The sequence below is a fragment of the Aquella oligotrophica genome (genome assembly GCF_002892535.1).
GTDB lineage: Bacteria > Pseudomonadota > Gammaproteobacteria > Burkholderiales > UBA11063 > Aquella > Aquella oligotrophica.
The window spans coordinates 2349030-2364635 of the sequence record NZ_CP024847.1 but is presented as its reverse complement, the minus strand read 5'-3'; the positions used below and the strand labels follow the sequence as shown (position 1 = coordinate 2364635).

Annotated in this window: 14 protein-coding genes and 1 pseudogene; all 15 read left to right on the top strand. The window is 38.1% G+C overall.

Annotated features, from left to right (window positions below; all coding sequences use genetic code 11):
- The first annotated feature begins 4 nt into the window (after window positions 1-4).
- Entirely contained in the window at window positions 5-1021 is a 1017-nt protein-coding gene (locus tag CUN60_RS10750; protein ID WP_102952042.1) for a DUF3443 family protein, read from the top strand.
- Complete coding sequence (locus tag CUN60_RS13350) at window positions 1006-1194, top strand: DUF3443 family protein (protein ID WP_102952041.1); 189 nt, start codon at window positions 1006-1008, stop codon at window positions 1192-1194. The genes CUN60_RS10750 and CUN60_RS13350 overlap by 16 nt, the downstream gene beginning before the upstream one ends.
- 100 nt (window positions 1195-1294) lie before the next feature.
- Window positions 1295-2182: a bestrophin family protein gene (locus CUN60_RS10740; RefSeq protein ID WP_102952040.1), complete on the top strand. Its 888-nt coding sequence runs from the start codon at window positions 1295-1297 to the stop codon at window positions 2180-2182.
- 93 nt (window positions 2183-2275) lie between these two features.
- Entirely contained in the window at window positions 2276-3100 is an 825-nt protein-coding gene (locus CUN60_RS10735; RefSeq protein ID WP_158649397.1) for an alpha/beta fold hydrolase, read from the top strand.
- Window positions 3101-3162: 62 nt separating this feature from the next.
- Window positions 3163-5809 (top strand): annotated as a pseudogene (gene secA / locus CUN60_RS10730) (preprotein translocase subunit SecA); the annotation flags it as partial.
- Between the two features lie 5 nt (window positions 5810-5814).
- Window positions 5815-6054: an SEC-C metal-binding domain-containing protein gene (locus tag CUN60_RS13485; RefSeq protein WP_425266155.1), complete on the top strand. Its 240-nt coding sequence runs from the start codon at window positions 5815-5817 to the stop codon at window positions 6052-6054.
- Between the two features lie 48 nt (window positions 6055-6102).
- Complete coding sequence (locus tag CUN60_RS10725; RefSeq protein WP_102952038.1) at window positions 6103-6966, top strand: DMT family transporter; 864 nt, start codon at window positions 6103-6105, stop codon at window positions 6964-6966.
- 86 nt (window positions 6967-7052) lie between these two features.
- Complete coding sequence (gene tgt / locus CUN60_RS10720; RefSeq protein ID WP_102952037.1) at window positions 7053-8171, top strand: tRNA guanosine(34) transglycosylase Tgt; 1119 nt, start codon at window positions 7053-7055, stop codon at window positions 8169-8171.
- Between the two features lie 100 nt (window positions 8172-8271).
- Entirely contained in the window at window positions 8272-9192 is a 921-nt protein-coding gene (gene nadA / locus CUN60_RS10715; protein WP_102952036.1) for a quinolinate synthase NadA, read from the top strand.
- A gap of 24 nt (window positions 9193-9216) precedes the next feature.
- Window positions 9217-9996, top strand: a complete 780-nt coding sequence (gene surE / locus CUN60_RS10710) for a 5'/3'-nucleotidase SurE (protein ID WP_102952035.1) — start codon at window positions 9217-9219, stop codon at window positions 9994-9996.
- A 14-nt stretch (window positions 9997-10010) separates the two neighbouring features.
- A complete protein-coding gene (locus CUN60_RS10705; protein ID WP_102952034.1) occupies window positions 10011-10676 on the top strand; it encodes a M23 family metallopeptidase in 666 nt (221 codons plus the stop codon).
- Between the two features lie 7 nt (window positions 10677-10683).
- On the top strand, window positions 10684-11070 hold the full coding sequence (locus tag CUN60_RS10700) for a hypothetical protein (protein WP_102952033.1): 387 nt from the start codon (window positions 10684-10686) through the stop codon (window positions 11068-11070).
- 128 nt (window positions 11071-11198) lie between these two features.
- Window positions 11199-12116, top strand: coding sequence for a bifunctional enoyl-CoA hydratase/phosphate acetyltransferase (locus CUN60_RS10695; protein WP_102952032.1), 918 nt, complete (start codon window positions 11199-11201; stop codon window positions 12114-12116).
- A complete protein-coding gene (locus CUN60_RS10690; protein ID WP_102952031.1) occupies window positions 12116-13306 on the top strand; it encodes an acetate/propionate family kinase in 1191 nt (396 codons plus the stop codon). Before CUN60_RS10695 ends, CUN60_RS10690 begins: the two co-directional genes overlap by 1 nt.
- A 39-nt stretch (window positions 13307-13345) precedes the next feature.
- Window positions 13346-15499, top strand: a complete 2154-nt coding sequence (locus CUN60_RS10685; protein ID WP_102952030.1) for a DUF3141 domain-containing protein — start codon at window positions 13346-13348, stop codon at window positions 15497-15499.
- Window positions 15500-15606 lie beyond the last annotated feature (107 nt).

Sequence of the window (15606 nt, the reverse complement as noted above, 5' to 3'; positions counted from 1 at the left end):
CCAAATGAAAAATTATTCTATTTTATTGGTATCTCTTACAACATTATGTCTTTCTGCTTGTAATGGTGGAAGTAGCTCATCTTCATCAGGTAATACACCAGCCTATAATCAGACCCCAATTATTGTCGATCTTGGTGTTAATGAGTCTGCGCCACTTAATCGTCCCTTTGTAACCGTAACTTTATGTGTCCCAGGTACAGATACTTGTCAAACGATTGATCATGTTCTTCTAGATACTGGTTCTGATGGCTTGCGTGTGCCTGCTTCGATATTAAAAAATGCAGCAATGTATCCGCAGCTTACGCTTGATAATCAGCCTTTATATACTTGTGCCAATTATGCAGCGGGATATGATTTTGGTTCAATGAATCTGACTGATGTAGTTTGGGGTGGAGAGACAGCTAAATCTGTACCTTTTCAGATTATCGATGATAGCCAACCACAAGTTGGAATCCCTGCATCCTGTGATGCAACTGGTAGTTATTTTGATTTTATTGCAGCTGGGCAAAATGCAATCATTGGTGTTCGTAATAGCGTTTTTGATGCAGATGCAAATTATACTTGTGTTAATGGGACTTGTAACCCTGTAACTAATTTACCTGAGTCTATGTTAATTGCTAGTCCGGTGATTCGTATGCCTGTTGATAATAATGGGGTACTATTACAGTTTCCTAATATTCCAGCAAATGGTGCAACTAGTTTTACTGGTACGCTTACTTTTGGTATCAATACTCAATCAAATAATAGTGTTACATCAAATGTAAATCTTCTTTATACTAAGGATAGCTTATTTAATACCAACTACAATAATACAAATTATCAGGGAACATTTGATAGTGGCACACCGTATATTATCTTTTCAGATAATAGCCTTCCTCTTTGTACTGGAGAATTTGAAGGGTTTTATTGTCCTAGTTCACCAATGCAGATTAATGCCGTATTTTCTAATTATAATGGTGGTAATCAGGTTAATTCAAGTTATCCTCTTGCAAACCCAGCTATTTATTGGGGAATGCAATAGCGGGTAATACCCTGTTACCATATGCTGGTGCTCCATGTGCTGGTTGCGAGAGTTTTGCTGACTCAATATTTCTTTGGGGCTTGCCTTATTTTTATGGTAAAACGGTTTATTCAATTTTCCCGGGAGCGATGGTTAATGGTGAATCTGCTCCGGCACTTGGCTTTAGTGATTGAAATTGGATAATTGTCGTAATTTAACTTGTACACTGTTGCAAATAATGGATTACAAAAGAGATCTATTCTTGATTTATAGCTTTGGTAGGGTGAAGATAACATGCTAATTGGAAAAAATTTAAGTCTATTCAGGATTTTAAAAATAACCTGGAAAGTTGATTTATTAATGATTATATTCTGTAGCATCACTTATTTGGTCGATGTTTATGTGCTAGTATCTTTTAAATTGCCAATTGCCTATCCTGCCCTGATGGGTACAGCTATCGCATTTTTCATCGGTTTTAATAATAATCAGGCATATGATCGCTGGTGGGAAGCTAGAACTATCTGGGGTGGTATAGTTAACGATTCAAGGTCATGGGCAAGAAATCTTCTTGCCTACAACCAGGATAAGGAAGCTACTGAGCGAATGGTTTACCGTCATATTGGCTTTTTATACGCATTAACCGCTTCATTAAGAAGATTTGATGATGATAAAAGCTATCTTGATTATATTCCAAAATCTGATATAGTTAAATTACAGTCAAAATCTCATATTCCAAATGCCTTACTGCGGATACAGTCTGAAGAGCTAAAACAATTAAGAGATAAGCAGCAAATAACTGATTTTGAGTTCCTTGGCTTAAACAGCCTGCTTGAGAATTTATGTGATGGAATGGGGAAGTCTGAACGAATAAATAATACGGTTTTTCCGATAAGTTATCTCTTTTTTACGAAGCTTTTTATCTGGATTTTTATTGCCTTGATTACTATGTCCACAAATAGTGAGGTTGGTTGGCAATCGGTAATATTAAGCTGGTTGATGGGCTTTGTTTTTAATACCATTCATTTAAATGGGTTAAGCCTGATGAATCCTTTTGAGTATCATTCTTCAGGTGTGCCGATTTCCAGCATTACTAGAAATATCGAAATAAATCTATTGCAGGAAATTGGTGCAGATTACATTCCACCTCCGTTACAGCCGATCAATGACGAATATATTTTATAGTTCTTATGACTTTGGACTACCTTATCTATATATTGAACCTCAATCACGTAGATAGGATATGCAAAAAAGAATTTCATTTTTAAGGTGGATTACGTGCAAGAAGCTTTAGATTATCAGACTGTCAAAACCAGAAATGGGCAGGTTGGATATTGTAAAACTGGGAATGGGCAGCCGCTAATTCTGATAGTTGGTTATTCGGGGACTCTTTATCACTGGAATCGTCATTTTATTGATGAGTTATCCCAGAACTTTACAGTTTATCTTGTTGATAATCGGAAAATTGGCTTGTCTGAGTCAAAAAATGAATACTCAATGCAGGGTATGGCACAAGATGTTATTGATTTTATTGATGAACTGGCTATCATCAAGCCGATATTATTTGGCTGGTCTATGGGTGGAATTATTACCCAGTCAATATTAAAGCTTCGTCCGAATATTGCCTCTGGTGTTGTCTTACTGGCAACAGTCCCACATCATAATTATACTAGCCCAGAATTTATTCAGCTTTTGATGAATAGTGAACATTTACCTGCTAATGAATTTCGCTTACAACTTTACGCGATGTTTTTTTCGGCTAAGCCAAGTGAAAACCTGAAAGAATTAATCACTGGAGCTGCCGCGGAAATAACTGATTATCACTATCGGTTTAATTTTGAAGCCAAAGAATTGCAGGATTATTCTGTTGCTACTTGGGTAGGAAGTGATGCAGCTACTCTTTCAAATGTCACGTTACCAACTCTAATCTTGAAAGCTAGGAATGATCTGGTTGTTAGTAGTGATGCAGCGCAATTCTTTGCGACTTATATTCCTTTCTCTAAATTAATTGAGTATCCAGCAGGTGGACACTTTTTTCTTCATCAAAACCCGCAAGAAGTTGCTAGGGATGTAGGCAATTTCTTTAATAGTTACCAGTCCTGATAGATGTGGTAAAATCATGAGTTCTATAAAGTTAATCCAAATTTACTAAATAAGTAGTTGTTATGCTAAAAAATGTTGTTTATAAGATCTTCGGTACCAGAAATGAACGCTTGTTAAAGCAGTATTACCGCATTGTTAACCAGATAAATGGGCTTGAGGCGCAAATAAGTAAACTCACAGATGATGAGTTGCGTGCAAAAACTGCAGAGTTCAGGCAGCGTTATACAGATGGGCAAACATTAATGCAATTATTACCAGAGGTTTTTGCCGTTGGGCGTGAAGCTGGTAAGCGCGTTTTAAATATGCGTCATTTTGATGTGCAGCTAATCGGTGGTATGGTTCTAAATGATAATAAAATTGCCGAGATGCGTACCGGTGAAGGTAAGACTTTGGTAGCAACTTTGCCAGCATATTTAAATGCAATTTCTGGTGATGGAGTTCACGTTGTTACGGTAAATGATTATCTTGCTAATCGTGATGCTGAGACGGTACGTCCGTTATTTGAGTTTCTTGGATTGACAGTTGGTGTTAATTTACCTGACATGCCACCGGAAGCTAAGCGCGAAGCTTATGCAGCTGATATTACTTATGGCACCAATAATGAATTTGGTTTTGATTACCTACGTGATAATATGGTTTTTGAAGCTGGACAAAAAGTTCAGCGCAAGCTTTCTTTTGCGATTGTCGATGAAGTTGATTCAATATTAATTGATGAAGCTCGGACACCATTGATTATTTCTGGTCCAGCTGAAGGATCTAATGAATTATATCAGAAGCTTAATGCTATTCCACAGATGCTTGTGGCGCAAGAGACCGAAGAAAGCACAGAAGGTGATTTTTGGGTTGATGAAAAAAATCATAACGTAATCTTATCTGAATCTGGGCACATCAAGGTTGAGCAGATCATGTCTGAAATGGGGCTTATCAAGGAAGGTGACAGCCTTTATAATGTTCATAATATTAGTTTGATGCATCATTTGATTGCGGCAATGCGTGCGCACTATGTTTATTTTAAAGATCAACACTATGTGATTAATGATGGTGAAGTGGTTATTGTTGATGAGTTTACTGGTCGTCTAATGTCTGGTCGTCGTTGGTCTGATGGTTTACATCAGGCAGTAGAAGCTAAAGAAGGCGTTGAAATTCAGCGTGAAAATCAGACGATGGCTTCAATTACTTTCCAGAACTATTTCCGGATGTATAAGAAACTATCTGGAATGACTGGTACTGCGGATACTGAAGCATATGAGTTTCAGCAAATTTATAGCCTTGAGACAGTCGTGATCCCAACTAATAAACAGATGGTGCGTAAAGATTATAACGATAAAATCTATATGACTACTGAAGATAAATTCAATGCTGTTATTGAAGATCTTAAAGAGTGTTCTGCCCGTGGGCAGCCAGCTTTAGTTGGTACTACATCGGTTGAAAGCTCTGAAGTTTTATCAAAAATGTTGGCTAAGGCAGGATTAAAGCATTCTGTTCTAAATGCCAAACAGCATGCTAGTGAAGCAGGTATTATTATTCAGGCAGGATACCCAGGTAATATTACCGTTGCAACTAATATGGCTGGACGTGGAACAGATATTATTCTTGGTGGTAATCCTAAGCCAGAGATAAAAAAAATCCGTGAAGATGCTTCATTAAGTGAAGAACAAAAACAAGCTAAAATAGATGGAATAATGGCTGAATGGCAGAAGCGTAATCAGCAGGTGCTTGATGCCGGAGGTTTATATATTATCGGTACTGAACGTCATGAGTCGCGCCGGATTGATAATCAGTTGCGTGGTCGTTCTGGTCGTCAGGGTGATCCTGGTGCTTCGCGCTTCTATTTGTCCCTTGAAGATCAATTGCTACGGATCTTTGGTGGTGAGCGTATGCGTGGCATGATGCAGCGCCTGGGAATGAAGCCGGGTGAAGCGATTGAACATCGCTTGTTATCACGGTCTATTGAATCGGCACAACGAAAAGTTGAAGGTCATAATTTTGATATTCGTAAGCAGTTATTGACTTATGATGATGTCTCAAATGACCAGCGTAAGGTTATTTATCAGCAGCGTGATGAAGTTCTTGAATCTAATGATTTGTCGCCAATGACTACCAATATGATTAAAAGTGTTCTTGGTGAAGTATTTGATTTATATATTCCGCCAAAATCGATGGAAGATGCTTGGGACATCAAAGGGCTAGAGAAAGCACTTAAGGATGAGTATCATATTCCTTTTGCAATTGCAACTAAGGTTGAGGCAGACCCCAATATTGATGAGACTTTATTGCGTGAAGAGCTAATCGAAACAGCACTTAATCAGTATAAACAGAAACTGGATAATTTTAGAACTAGCATCAGCATGGAAGTGGTCAAATTTGCAGTTGCCATGTTACCAGAGAATAAAGAACAATGGAATCTTGTTGCAATCGATGGTTTTATTGCTCAAAATGGTGGGGTAAGTGAAATTAATTTTGCTGAAACCTATGCTCGCCCCGATGCTACGCAAGTTGAGGTTTTGACTGAGTTTGGTAAAGTAACCAAATCAATACTGGATAATCAGGTATTACGCTTTGAACGTGGTGTTTTATTGCAGCATTTAGATCATTACTGGCGTGAACATTTAACTCAGCTCGAACACCTTCGTCAGGGGATTGGTCTTCGTGGCTATGCACAGAAAGATCCGAAGCAGGAATATAAACAAGAATCATTCAATCTATTCTCAGATATGCTTGATAATCTGAAACAAGATGTGGTTAAGGTTCTTTTTGCTGTTCAGTTGCAAAGTATGGATGATGTTCCGAATGAAGATGATTTTGATGAAGATGGACCGATTAGCAATCAGCATCTTGATTTTAATGAGCAGACTCAGTTTGCGGCGATGGAAAATCAGCCGCCAAGCAGAAATGCCCCATGCCCATGTGGAAGTGGTCAGAAATATAAGCACTGTCACGGTAAACTTGCATAATTTGAAAACCTGCTTTAATAGCAGGTTTTATTTATTTGGTGATCAAAAATGGCGTTGGCATTATTAATTGTATTGGGTATTGATTGGGCAACTGGTTACGCGATTGCTGGTTATTGCATGACCCATGGAGTTAAACCGTATGGTTATGCTTTTTGGCAGTCTTTTGGACCATTTTTATTACTTCTTATTATTCAGGTATTCAGGAAAGACCTGTGGCTTGATAAACAAGGCATGATTTACGCTCTTTTATGTGCTTTGGCAGGTATTGTTTTTCCCAATTTACTGATTTATTATGCAGTTAGCAAAATACCTTCCGGATTATTGACTGTTATCGCAAATTTATCCCCGGTTTTTACCTGTATATTGGCATGGTCGCTCAAGGCTGAAAAATTTTCATTAATAAAATTTGTCTGGGTATTGCTTGGTTTATTCGGTATCGCTATAATCATAATGCCATCTGGAAGACTTATAACGGTAGATTTAGGCAGTGTCTGGGTTTATATTGCGATTTTAATTCCATTTAGTTATGCCTTTAGTGCGGTTTATATTGCCAAATTTCATCCGGGAAATGGTTCAGTTTTGTGTTATGCAATGTGGATGTTGCTATTTTCTAGTCTGATAATTAGCCCGCTTACGGTTATAAATCAGGGTTATTATAAGTTAACTATTCATGATTTTAATTCACTGCTGATTTTATGTGAAATACTGCTATCAACCTTAGGTTATGTCTTATTGTTTATTATAATTAACAAAATCGGAGCAGTATCATATACGCTAGTAAATGCAGTTGCAGCAGTCAGTGGCGTAATTTATGGGATAGTTCTTGGACAGCATTTGCAAGGTATCGTCTATTTTGCAGTTTTTTTAATAATACTAGCTATTGCTGGTTTGATCTATACCCAAAAACGATAACAATTGTCTATAGTTGATTGTCTTTTTACTGATATCTATGGATAAGTTATAATCTTGCCTTAAAACGTAAAATTAAAGAGAAGTAAATGTTAAAATTTGAATTATTAAAAAAAGATGGAAATGCACGTCGTGGGCGGGTGCATTTGAATCATGGCGTAGTTGAAACCCCGATTTTTATGCCTGTAGGTACTTATGGTGCAGTTAAAGCACTTGCGCCAACTGATTTGGAAGCTTCAGAAGCGCAAATTATATTGGGTAATACCTTTCATTTGTGGTTACGCCCGGGTTTGGATATTATCAGCAAATTTAATGGCTTACACAAATTTAATGGTTGGGATAAGCCGATTTTGACTGACTCCGGTGGCTTTCAGGTATTTAGTTTGGGTAAATTACGCAAGATTAAAGAAGAGGGCGTTTATTTTCAAAGCCCAGTTGATGGCTCAAAGCTATTTCTCTCGCCTGAAAAATCAATGGAGATTCAGACAGTTCTTAATTCCGATATTGTGATGATTTTTGATGAATGTACCCCCTATCCGGCAGATTATAAGACAGCGCGTGAATCAATGGAATTATCTCTACGCTGGGCACAGCGCTCACGAGATGCATTTAATGAGTATAACAATCCGAACGCTTTATTTGGAATAGTACAGGGTGGGATGTATATGGATTTGCGTAAACAGTCGCTGGATGGGCTAATGCAAATTGGCTTTGATGGGATTGCGATTGGTGGTTTGTCCGTTGGTGAGCCGAAGGAAGAAATGGAACGGATGTTATCTGAACTAGTGGATATTTTACCGGAGGATAAGCCGCATTACCTAATGGGTGTTGGCACTCCCGAAGATCTAGTCTATGGAGTTAAGAATGGTATTGATATGTTTGATTGTGTCATGCCAACCCGTAATGCGCGTAATGGCTGGTTATTTACTAGATTTGGTGATGTTAAAATAAAAAATGCCAAATATAAAGATGATACTGCGCCGTTGGATGAAACTTGTAGTTGTTATACCTGTAAAAATTTTTCACGAGCATACTTACATCATTTATTCAAAATTGGCGAAATACTTGGTTCGCGTTTGAATACTATTCATAATATCCACTACTATCTACAGCTAATGGCGGAAATTCGTCAGGCAATTGATGAGGGTAAATTTAGCCAATTTGAACAAAGATTTTATGCTGAGCGTAGTCAGTTAGCTAGTAATTGATTTTAGTTTTATAGCTAGTGCTTGATGTTGCATGTTAAACTGACCTTGTAACGTATGATATAATCTGGCATTAATTCAGGATTTTTTGAGTATTATTATCATGACAAAAGTAGTTACGTTAGCGCATTATTATACGACCCCAGAAATACAGGAAATGGCTGATAAAGTTGGTGACAGTCTTGAATTATCGCTATTTGCTAGAGATGCCGAAGCTGATCTCATCGTGTTTGCTGGTGTGCGTTTTATGGCAGAAACAGCAAAGATACTTAATCCTCAGGCAAAAGTGGTATTGCCAGATATGGGTTCAACCTGTTCTTTGGTGACCATGACTGATATCAGCCGTTTAAAAAAATGGCGTGAAGAGCATTCAGACTATGTCCACGTTGCATATATAAATTCATCTGCAGAACATAAGGCATTGGCTGACTGGATTGTAACTTCAAGAAATGTCGATGACATAATAGCTCATCTTTATGAACAAGGTAAGAAAGTAATTTATTCACCAGACCGTAATATGGGTGCATTCCTTAATTTTCAATATGGCTATGACATGCCTTTATGGGATGCCGTCTGCGAGGTGCATGATAAATTTAATAAGGTGGCATTAGATGAAGCCTTTTCTTTGGTTAGTGGTGATAAATACCTGATCGCGCACCCCGAAAGCCCTTTGCCTGTTCTACATGAGTCTGATTATATTGGCTCTACTAGTCAGATGCTTAATTGGGTTCGTGATTATAATGGTAATTCGTCAGCAGTGATTTTTGTCGCAACAGAGGACGGTATTTTATATAATATGAAAAAGGCTCGCCCAGATCTAGATATTCGTCAGGCACCAATTTATACTGGCTGTAAGTGTAATTCTTGCCCATATATGAAGTTAAATACGATAGAAGCAGTTAAGGCAGCTCAGGAAGGGCGTGGCGGTACAGAAATTGATTATTTATCTGAAGAATTAATGAAAGAAGCTAAAAAGCCTATTGATCGGATGCTTGAATTTAGTGAACGCTACTATAGAAAATAATTGATAGTTAGGATAGTGAATATTATGCGGATACTTTTGACCAATGATGATGGATATTTAGCGGCTGGCATTAAGGCAGTATATGCTAATTTGGTGAATGCAGGACATGAAGTTGTGATTGTTGCACCGGAACGCAATTCAAGTGGTGCTGGGCAGTCTATTGCTGTTTATAATCCAATTAGTATTACTCAGTTTGAAGAAAAAATTTATTTTGTTTCTAGTACTCCAGCGGATAGTGTGCGGCTTGGTTTACAGTATGTATATAAATCGCCTGACAACTATCCGGATTTGGTCGTCTCAGGTGTAAATATGGGTGAAAATGTGGGTGAAGATGTTCTTTATTCTGGAACTGTCGGTGCGGCTAGAGAGGCTAGCTTACATGGTATTCCTGCATTAGCGTTTTCGACCAATGGTATAAATAAAGAAACTCACAATAAATTTGATCATTTACAGTCTGCTGCTAGAATTGTTGGTGAGCTGGTGGCTAAAGTAGAAGCTAACTTGAAGCAGTTACCAAAAGTTTTTGTCTGGAATATTAACATTCCTAATGTTGCATATGAGCAGATAAAAGGTTATGAAACTACTAAACTTGGGTTGCGTCCACTTCATCGTCCATTAATGGAACAGGTGACACCACGTGGTAATATTATTTATTGGCAGGGTTACTCAAGTGAACCAGAAAACTGTGAATTGGGTACAGATCTTGCAGTTTATCTAAAACAGGAAAAAGTCTCAATTACACCACTTGAAGTTTTACCAACAGATTATAGCCAGATGCCGATTATTGAAGCTTTAACTAATTAATTTAGAGGGATTAAATGAGAAATTTACTGATTTTAAGTTTAGTTATGACTCTGGGAGCGTGTGCTGTTACCAGAGAAACTCCAGCGCCAGTTGTAAATGTGACTGCGCCAAAATCACTAAACCCAACTCCTGCAACCCCTCCGGCTGTGGCAGCTACGACTACTACTTCTGCTCCACCAGCCAAAACAACAGTTAATAAAATTAATGATGATGACGATGGTGTTGTAGTTCAGAATACAACGAAAAATACAGCAAGCTCACCCATGAAATCAACTACTGCAAAAGTAGCTAAAGTAGCAGCTGGTACTGGTGCAGTGATTGCTGGTGTAGATTGGTTAAGACCTACCAATGGTCAGATTACCCAGGCTTATACTGCTGCCTTAAAAGGTATAGATGTATCGGCACCAGAAGGACAGGCTATTCTGGCAGCTAATGATGGTAAAGTGGTTTATAGTGGTAATGGGTTAAAAGGGTACGGTAATTTGATTATTATCAAACATCAGGATAATTTTCTAACTGCCTATTCACATAACAAGGTTAATTTGGTAAAAGAAGGTAGTAGTGTTAAACGTGGACAGAAAATTGCTGAAGTTGGAAAAACTGATAGTGAAAAACCACTTCTTCACTTTGAATTGCGTAAGAGTGGAAAACCAATAAATCCAACGCCAATTTTTGAATAGAAATTAAATGCAAAAAAAAATCATATTATTGTCAATGTTTGTTTTAAATGGTTGTGCATGGTTTTCTGGTCCGGATGATCGTCCACCACAACAGTATACTCCAAGCTATCAGTATGGAAATACTCCGATGGGGGTTTATGTGGGAAATCCTGAAGATATCGGTGATGACATGATGGGGGATGATATGTATATGCCTGATGGACAGCCAATGGGTGAATATCAGGCTCAATCTGGTCAGCAGGAACAGCAATTTCAGTATATTCAAGGGCAGGAAGAGCTAATGGCAGATCAATCAAAGCAGCAAATCAAGCAATATAATGCAGAGCAGCAGATTGGTGAAAGCCTAACCAACCAATACATGCAACAGATTAAATCCCAACAAGGTAACAATTAGAATAAATAATGTGACAATTAAATAAACCCGGTCGTTTTTACGACCGGGTTTATCATTATTTAACATATGGTTATTAAAGAGGAGTATAATATTAGATTGAATAGTAACAAAAATTAAGTGGAGAACTAATGGAAAAAAATCTAGATTTTCTAGTAAAGAAATGCAATAGTTTAGGCAAAATCCCTGCGGCAGTGGTTTATCCATGTAGTGATGTTGCGTTAAGTGGTGCGTTAAAAGCGAGAGAGTGTGGCGTAATAGAACCAGTCCTTGTGGGACCTATCGCAGAGATAAACGATGCAGCGTTGAAGTATGGTTTTGATATTAGCGGAATTAAAATAATTGATTGTAAAGATGACATTGAGGCGGCAGCCAAAGCAGCAACCCTAGCTGCAAATGGAGAAGTAAAGCTTCTGGTAAAAGGCAGTCTTCATACCGACATAATGATGCATGCAATAATGCAGCCGGAATATAACCTCCGCACTCATCAGCTGATTAGTAGCAGTTGTCTTATGCATTTACCAACTTATAACCGATTGATCTTTATTGCGGATATGGTGATTAATATTGCTCCGACTTTAGAGCAGAAAGTGCAAATACTTGAAAATGCAGTTGATCTAGCGCATGCACTAGGGTGGGAAAATCCAAAGGTTGCAATTATTGCTGCAGTTGAAACAGTTAACCTCAAAATGCCAGCCACTGTAGATGCTGCAATTATTTCTAAGATGGCTGATCGAGGACAGATAACTGGTTGTATCGTAGATGGTCCAATTGATCTCGATATTGCTGTTGATCCAACTTCAGCCAAAATCAAGCATTTTAAATCCCAAATCATGGGCGATGCTGATATTTTGATTCTTCCTGATTTGCAATCGGCAAATTCATTATATAAACAAATGATTTTCATGGGGAAGGCTGATGCTGCCGATGTGATTTTGGGAGCAAAAATTCCGGTAGTAGTAACTAGTCGTTCCGATGATGAGGAAACTCGGTTAAATTCAATTGCTGCGGCCGCGCTTCATGCTCATTATCAAACAAGGACTATCTAATGAAAAATGCTGTAATTGTAATTAATTCGGGGTCAACTAGTTTAAAATTTGCTCTTTATACTGTTGAAGGGAGTGATTTAGCTATCCTGGCGGATGGTAGTTATACTGGAATGCCACAAAATACTCATATTAAAATCAAGGATGCCAGAAGTAAGGTGATAGAAGAAAAAGACTTTACCAATGATATCATGAATCATGAAAAGGCGCTTTCATTACTGATACCTAAGCTTGAAGAGCTTTTTCCTGATGTTGAAGTCAAATATGCTGGGCATCGTGTCGTGTCGGGTGGTGAGAGATTTATGGATGCGGTGAGGCTTGATGGTGAGATTATTGATTATCTAGAACAGCTTTCGGAAATTGAACCAACGCACCAGCATTTTGAAGTGATGGGTGCTAGGGCATTGGCTAAGGTATTTCCAGATATTATTCAGACTGCAAGTTTTGATACCTCATTTCATCGTACCATGCCAAAGGTTGCAGAATTCTATGCGGTACCAGAAGAAATTACTAAGCATGGTGTGCGTCATTGGGGATTTCACGGTATTTCCTATGCCTATATTAGTACCCAGCTTGCCAAATTAGTGCCACAAGCGAGACGAGCGATTGTTGCTCATCTTGGTGGTGGCGCTAGTCTTTGTGCCATGCTTGATAATAAGAGTGTCGATACTACGATGCAGTTTGGTGCAATTACTGGTTTGGTTATGGCGACTCGAAGTGGTGACTTTCCTGCCGATGCACTATTGTATCTACTAAAAAAAGAAATTTATACTCCACAAGAGTTTGAGATTTTGCTTAGCAAAAAAAGTGGCTTACTGGCGCTTTCTGATAATCTTTCTGAAAGCATGCAGATAATCGAAGATAGTGATTCAGAAGCTGCCGCTTATGCTCGGGAAAAATTTGACTATATGTTATTAAAGTATCTTGGAGCTTATACGGCTATTCTTGGTGGTTTGGATGTATTGGTATTCACGGCTGGTATTGGAGAAAATGATGCCAGATTAAGAACTCGGATTTGTGAAAAACTGGGATGGCTTGGAATTAGCCTTGATGAGTCAGCAAATAATCAAGCTATTGGTGGTGAAGCAGTAAAGATTAGTTCTAGTAACTCAAGAGTAGAGGTATATGTCATTCCAACAAATGAGGAACTAATGATTGCTAGAAGTACTCTGGAAATAGTTCAGAATACATAATATATTTGGAAATAAAAGTAGTAGCATGAAGGAGATACAATGCTAGACCAGTTACAACAATTTAATGGTGGTTTTCCATTAACTACAACAGCTAAAGAGTTTAATGACTATCTGAAAGATTATCTTGAACGCTCCGTTTTATTTATGGATGTGATGCGTAAACGTGGTAACCAGATGATGGATATGACGCAGAATAATTCGGCTACGGTGCTTAATTTTGAGCATAAAGTCATTATGGATGGTAGCAAATTTGAGCGACCGATCAATTATTGGCTTGCCGAGATCTTGCCGCCTAAAGGTGTAAAAACTGATCATAAATTGCGTCCGTATGTGATTCAAGATCCGCGCGCAGGGCAGGGACCGGGTATTGGCGGATTTAAAAAAGATAGCGAAATTGGTAATGCGCTGAGACATGGTCATCCGGTTTATTTTATTGGTTTTAATTCAGAACCGATTGAAGGACAGACTTATGAAGATATAATTCATGGACAACTGGCTTTTTATGAACATGTAGCTAAACTTCATCCACATAGTCCTAAAATGTGTACTGTGGGTAATTGTGCTGCTGGTTATTTAACTATGTTTAGCGCTATGCAGCATCCAGAAATTTTTGGACCAATTTTAATTGCGGGTTCTCCACTTTCTTACTGGAACGGTGAGCGTGGGCGTTATCCAATGCGTTACAAAGGTGGGCTAGTTGGTGGCTCATGGATAAATTCACTTCTGGGTGATCTTGGTGGTGGTAAATTTGATGGTACCTATCTGGTACTTAATTTTGATTTACTAAATCCGGCTAATTTTCTTTGGACTAAGCAATATGAGCTGTTTGCGAATATTGATAAGGAAAGCGATCGTTACTTGCAGTTTGAAAAGTGGTGGGGTGATTTTATCCAATTTAATACTGAAGAAATCAAGTGGCTAGTAGATAAATTATTTGTTGGTAATGAGCTTACTACTGGTAATTTGATGACTAGTGATGGTATTCGTCTTGATCCTCGCATGATAACTTCGCCAATAATTACCTTTGTCTCAGATGGTGATAATATTAGCCCACCTGCTCAGTCGGCTGGCTGGATTGCTGATCTTTATCATGATGAAAAGGAAATCGAGGCTAGAGGTAAGACTATTGTTTACTGCCTTAATAAAAAAGTTGGACATTTGGCAATATTTACGGCAACCAAGGTTGGCAAACGTGAAGATGAAATGTTTGTTGAAAATATGGATACTATTGATATGCTGCCACCGGGTTTATATGAGCTAGTTCTTGAGACTCCAGAAGGCGCAGAGTCTAATCAGCCGTTACAGTCGCGTTATGAGCCGCGAACGATAGAGGACATCAAAAAACTTGGCTATAATAGCAAGGAGGATGATAGAGCCTTTGCTACAGTAGCTAAGGCTTCAGAAGCAAATAGCTTTGTGTATTCTACTTTTATTCAGCCATGGTTCAAAATGTTTGCTAATGATAGCTACGCTAATATAGTTAAAAATTTCAAACCGCTAAGGCAAAGTTATACTGCATTTTCTGATATAGTAAATCCATGGATGAAAGTATTTGAGCCATTGGCTATAAATATCCAAAACAATCGAAGTGAAGTTAGCACTGATAATAAATTTATCCAATTACAGGGGCAAGTGGCTAATATGATAACTGATTATCTCAAATCATTTCAGGATATCCGCGATAATTTTCAGGAGCAAATGTTTTTTAATTATTGGTCCAATCCTTGGGTACAGAAATTCTGGGGAACCTATGATAAGGAGCCACGCTATATTCCAAGTAAGACTCAATTTGATCGTAAGCGTCTTGATACTAAGCATATTGCAGAAATTAAACAGCATTTACCCATCAGTAATAATGTTGAGGCTTTATTTAGGTTTGTTTCTTTATCATTGCATGGAAATAATTCACTCGCAGAAAATACCGCTCGTATTTTGCTTGATGAAGCTCGGGCAATGGAGCCAAGGTGGGACGACCATCGTCTAAAAAATATAATCCGGATGCAGTCAATGGTTGTTGATTATGACCCTGACGCTGCACTTGATGAGTTAAGTAAATACTCCTTTGCTACCAGTGATTTTGATCAGGTAACTTTGGCGGTTCGCCGTACAGCTGACAGAATAGGGGTAGTTTCGGAAAATGTCGAAAAAGTAGTAAAAAATATAGCAAGTAAACTTAATATTAAGTCAGAATAATCGATCTTATATGATTAAACCAGTCGTAACTGACTGGTTTAAATTATCAAGCTATTTATCGTTCCGTTCTATAAAATAGAGTATGGAAATGAGCAATTAAAGATTGT

Excerpts from the sequence above, each read along its gene's own strand:
- nadA (WP_102952036.1), top strand. The coding sequence starts at position 8,272 with ATGACAAAAGTAGTTACGTTAGCGCATTATTATACGACCCCAGAAATA.
- CUN60_RS10695 (WP_102952032.1), top strand. The coding sequence starts at position 11,199 with ATGGAAAAAAATCTAGATTTTCTAGTAAAGAAATGCAATAGTTTAGGC.
- CUN60_RS10725 (WP_102952038.1), top strand. The coding sequence starts at position 6,103 with ATGGCGTTGGCATTATTAATTGTATTGGGTATTGATTGGGCAACTGGT.
- tgt (WP_102952037.1), top strand. The coding sequence starts at position 7,053 with ATGTTAAAATTTGAATTATTAAAAAAAGATGGAAATGCACGTCGTGGG.
- CUN60_RS10705 (WP_102952034.1), top strand. The coding sequence starts at position 10,011 with ATGAGAAATTTACTGATTTTAAGTTTAGTTATGACTCTGGGAGCGTGT.
- CUN60_RS10740 (WP_102952040.1), top strand. The coding sequence starts at position 1,295 with ATGCTAATTGGAAAAAATTTAAGTCTATTCAGGATTTTAAAAATAACC.
- surE (WP_102952035.1), top strand. The coding sequence starts at position 9,217 with ATGCGGATACTTTTGACCAATGATGATGGATATTTAGCGGCTGGCATT.
- CUN60_RS13485 (WP_425266155.1), top strand. The coding sequence starts at position 5,815 with ATGCTTGATAATCTGAAACAAGATGTGGTTAAGGTTCTTTTTGCTGTT.
- CUN60_RS10690 (WP_102952031.1), top strand. The coding sequence starts at position 12,116 with ATGAAAAATGCTGTAATTGTAATTAATTCGGGGTCAACTAGTTTAAAA.
- CUN60_RS10685 (WP_102952030.1), top strand. The coding sequence starts at position 13,346 with ATGCTAGACCAGTTACAACAATTTAATGGTGGTTTTCCATTAACTACA.
- CUN60_RS10700 (WP_102952033.1), top strand. The coding sequence starts at position 10,684 with ATGCAAAAAAAAATCATATTATTGTCAATGTTTGTTTTAAATGGTTGT.
- CUN60_RS10750 (WP_102952042.1), top strand. The coding sequence starts at position 5 with ATGAAAAATTATTCTATTTTATTGGTATCTCTTACAACATTATGTCTT.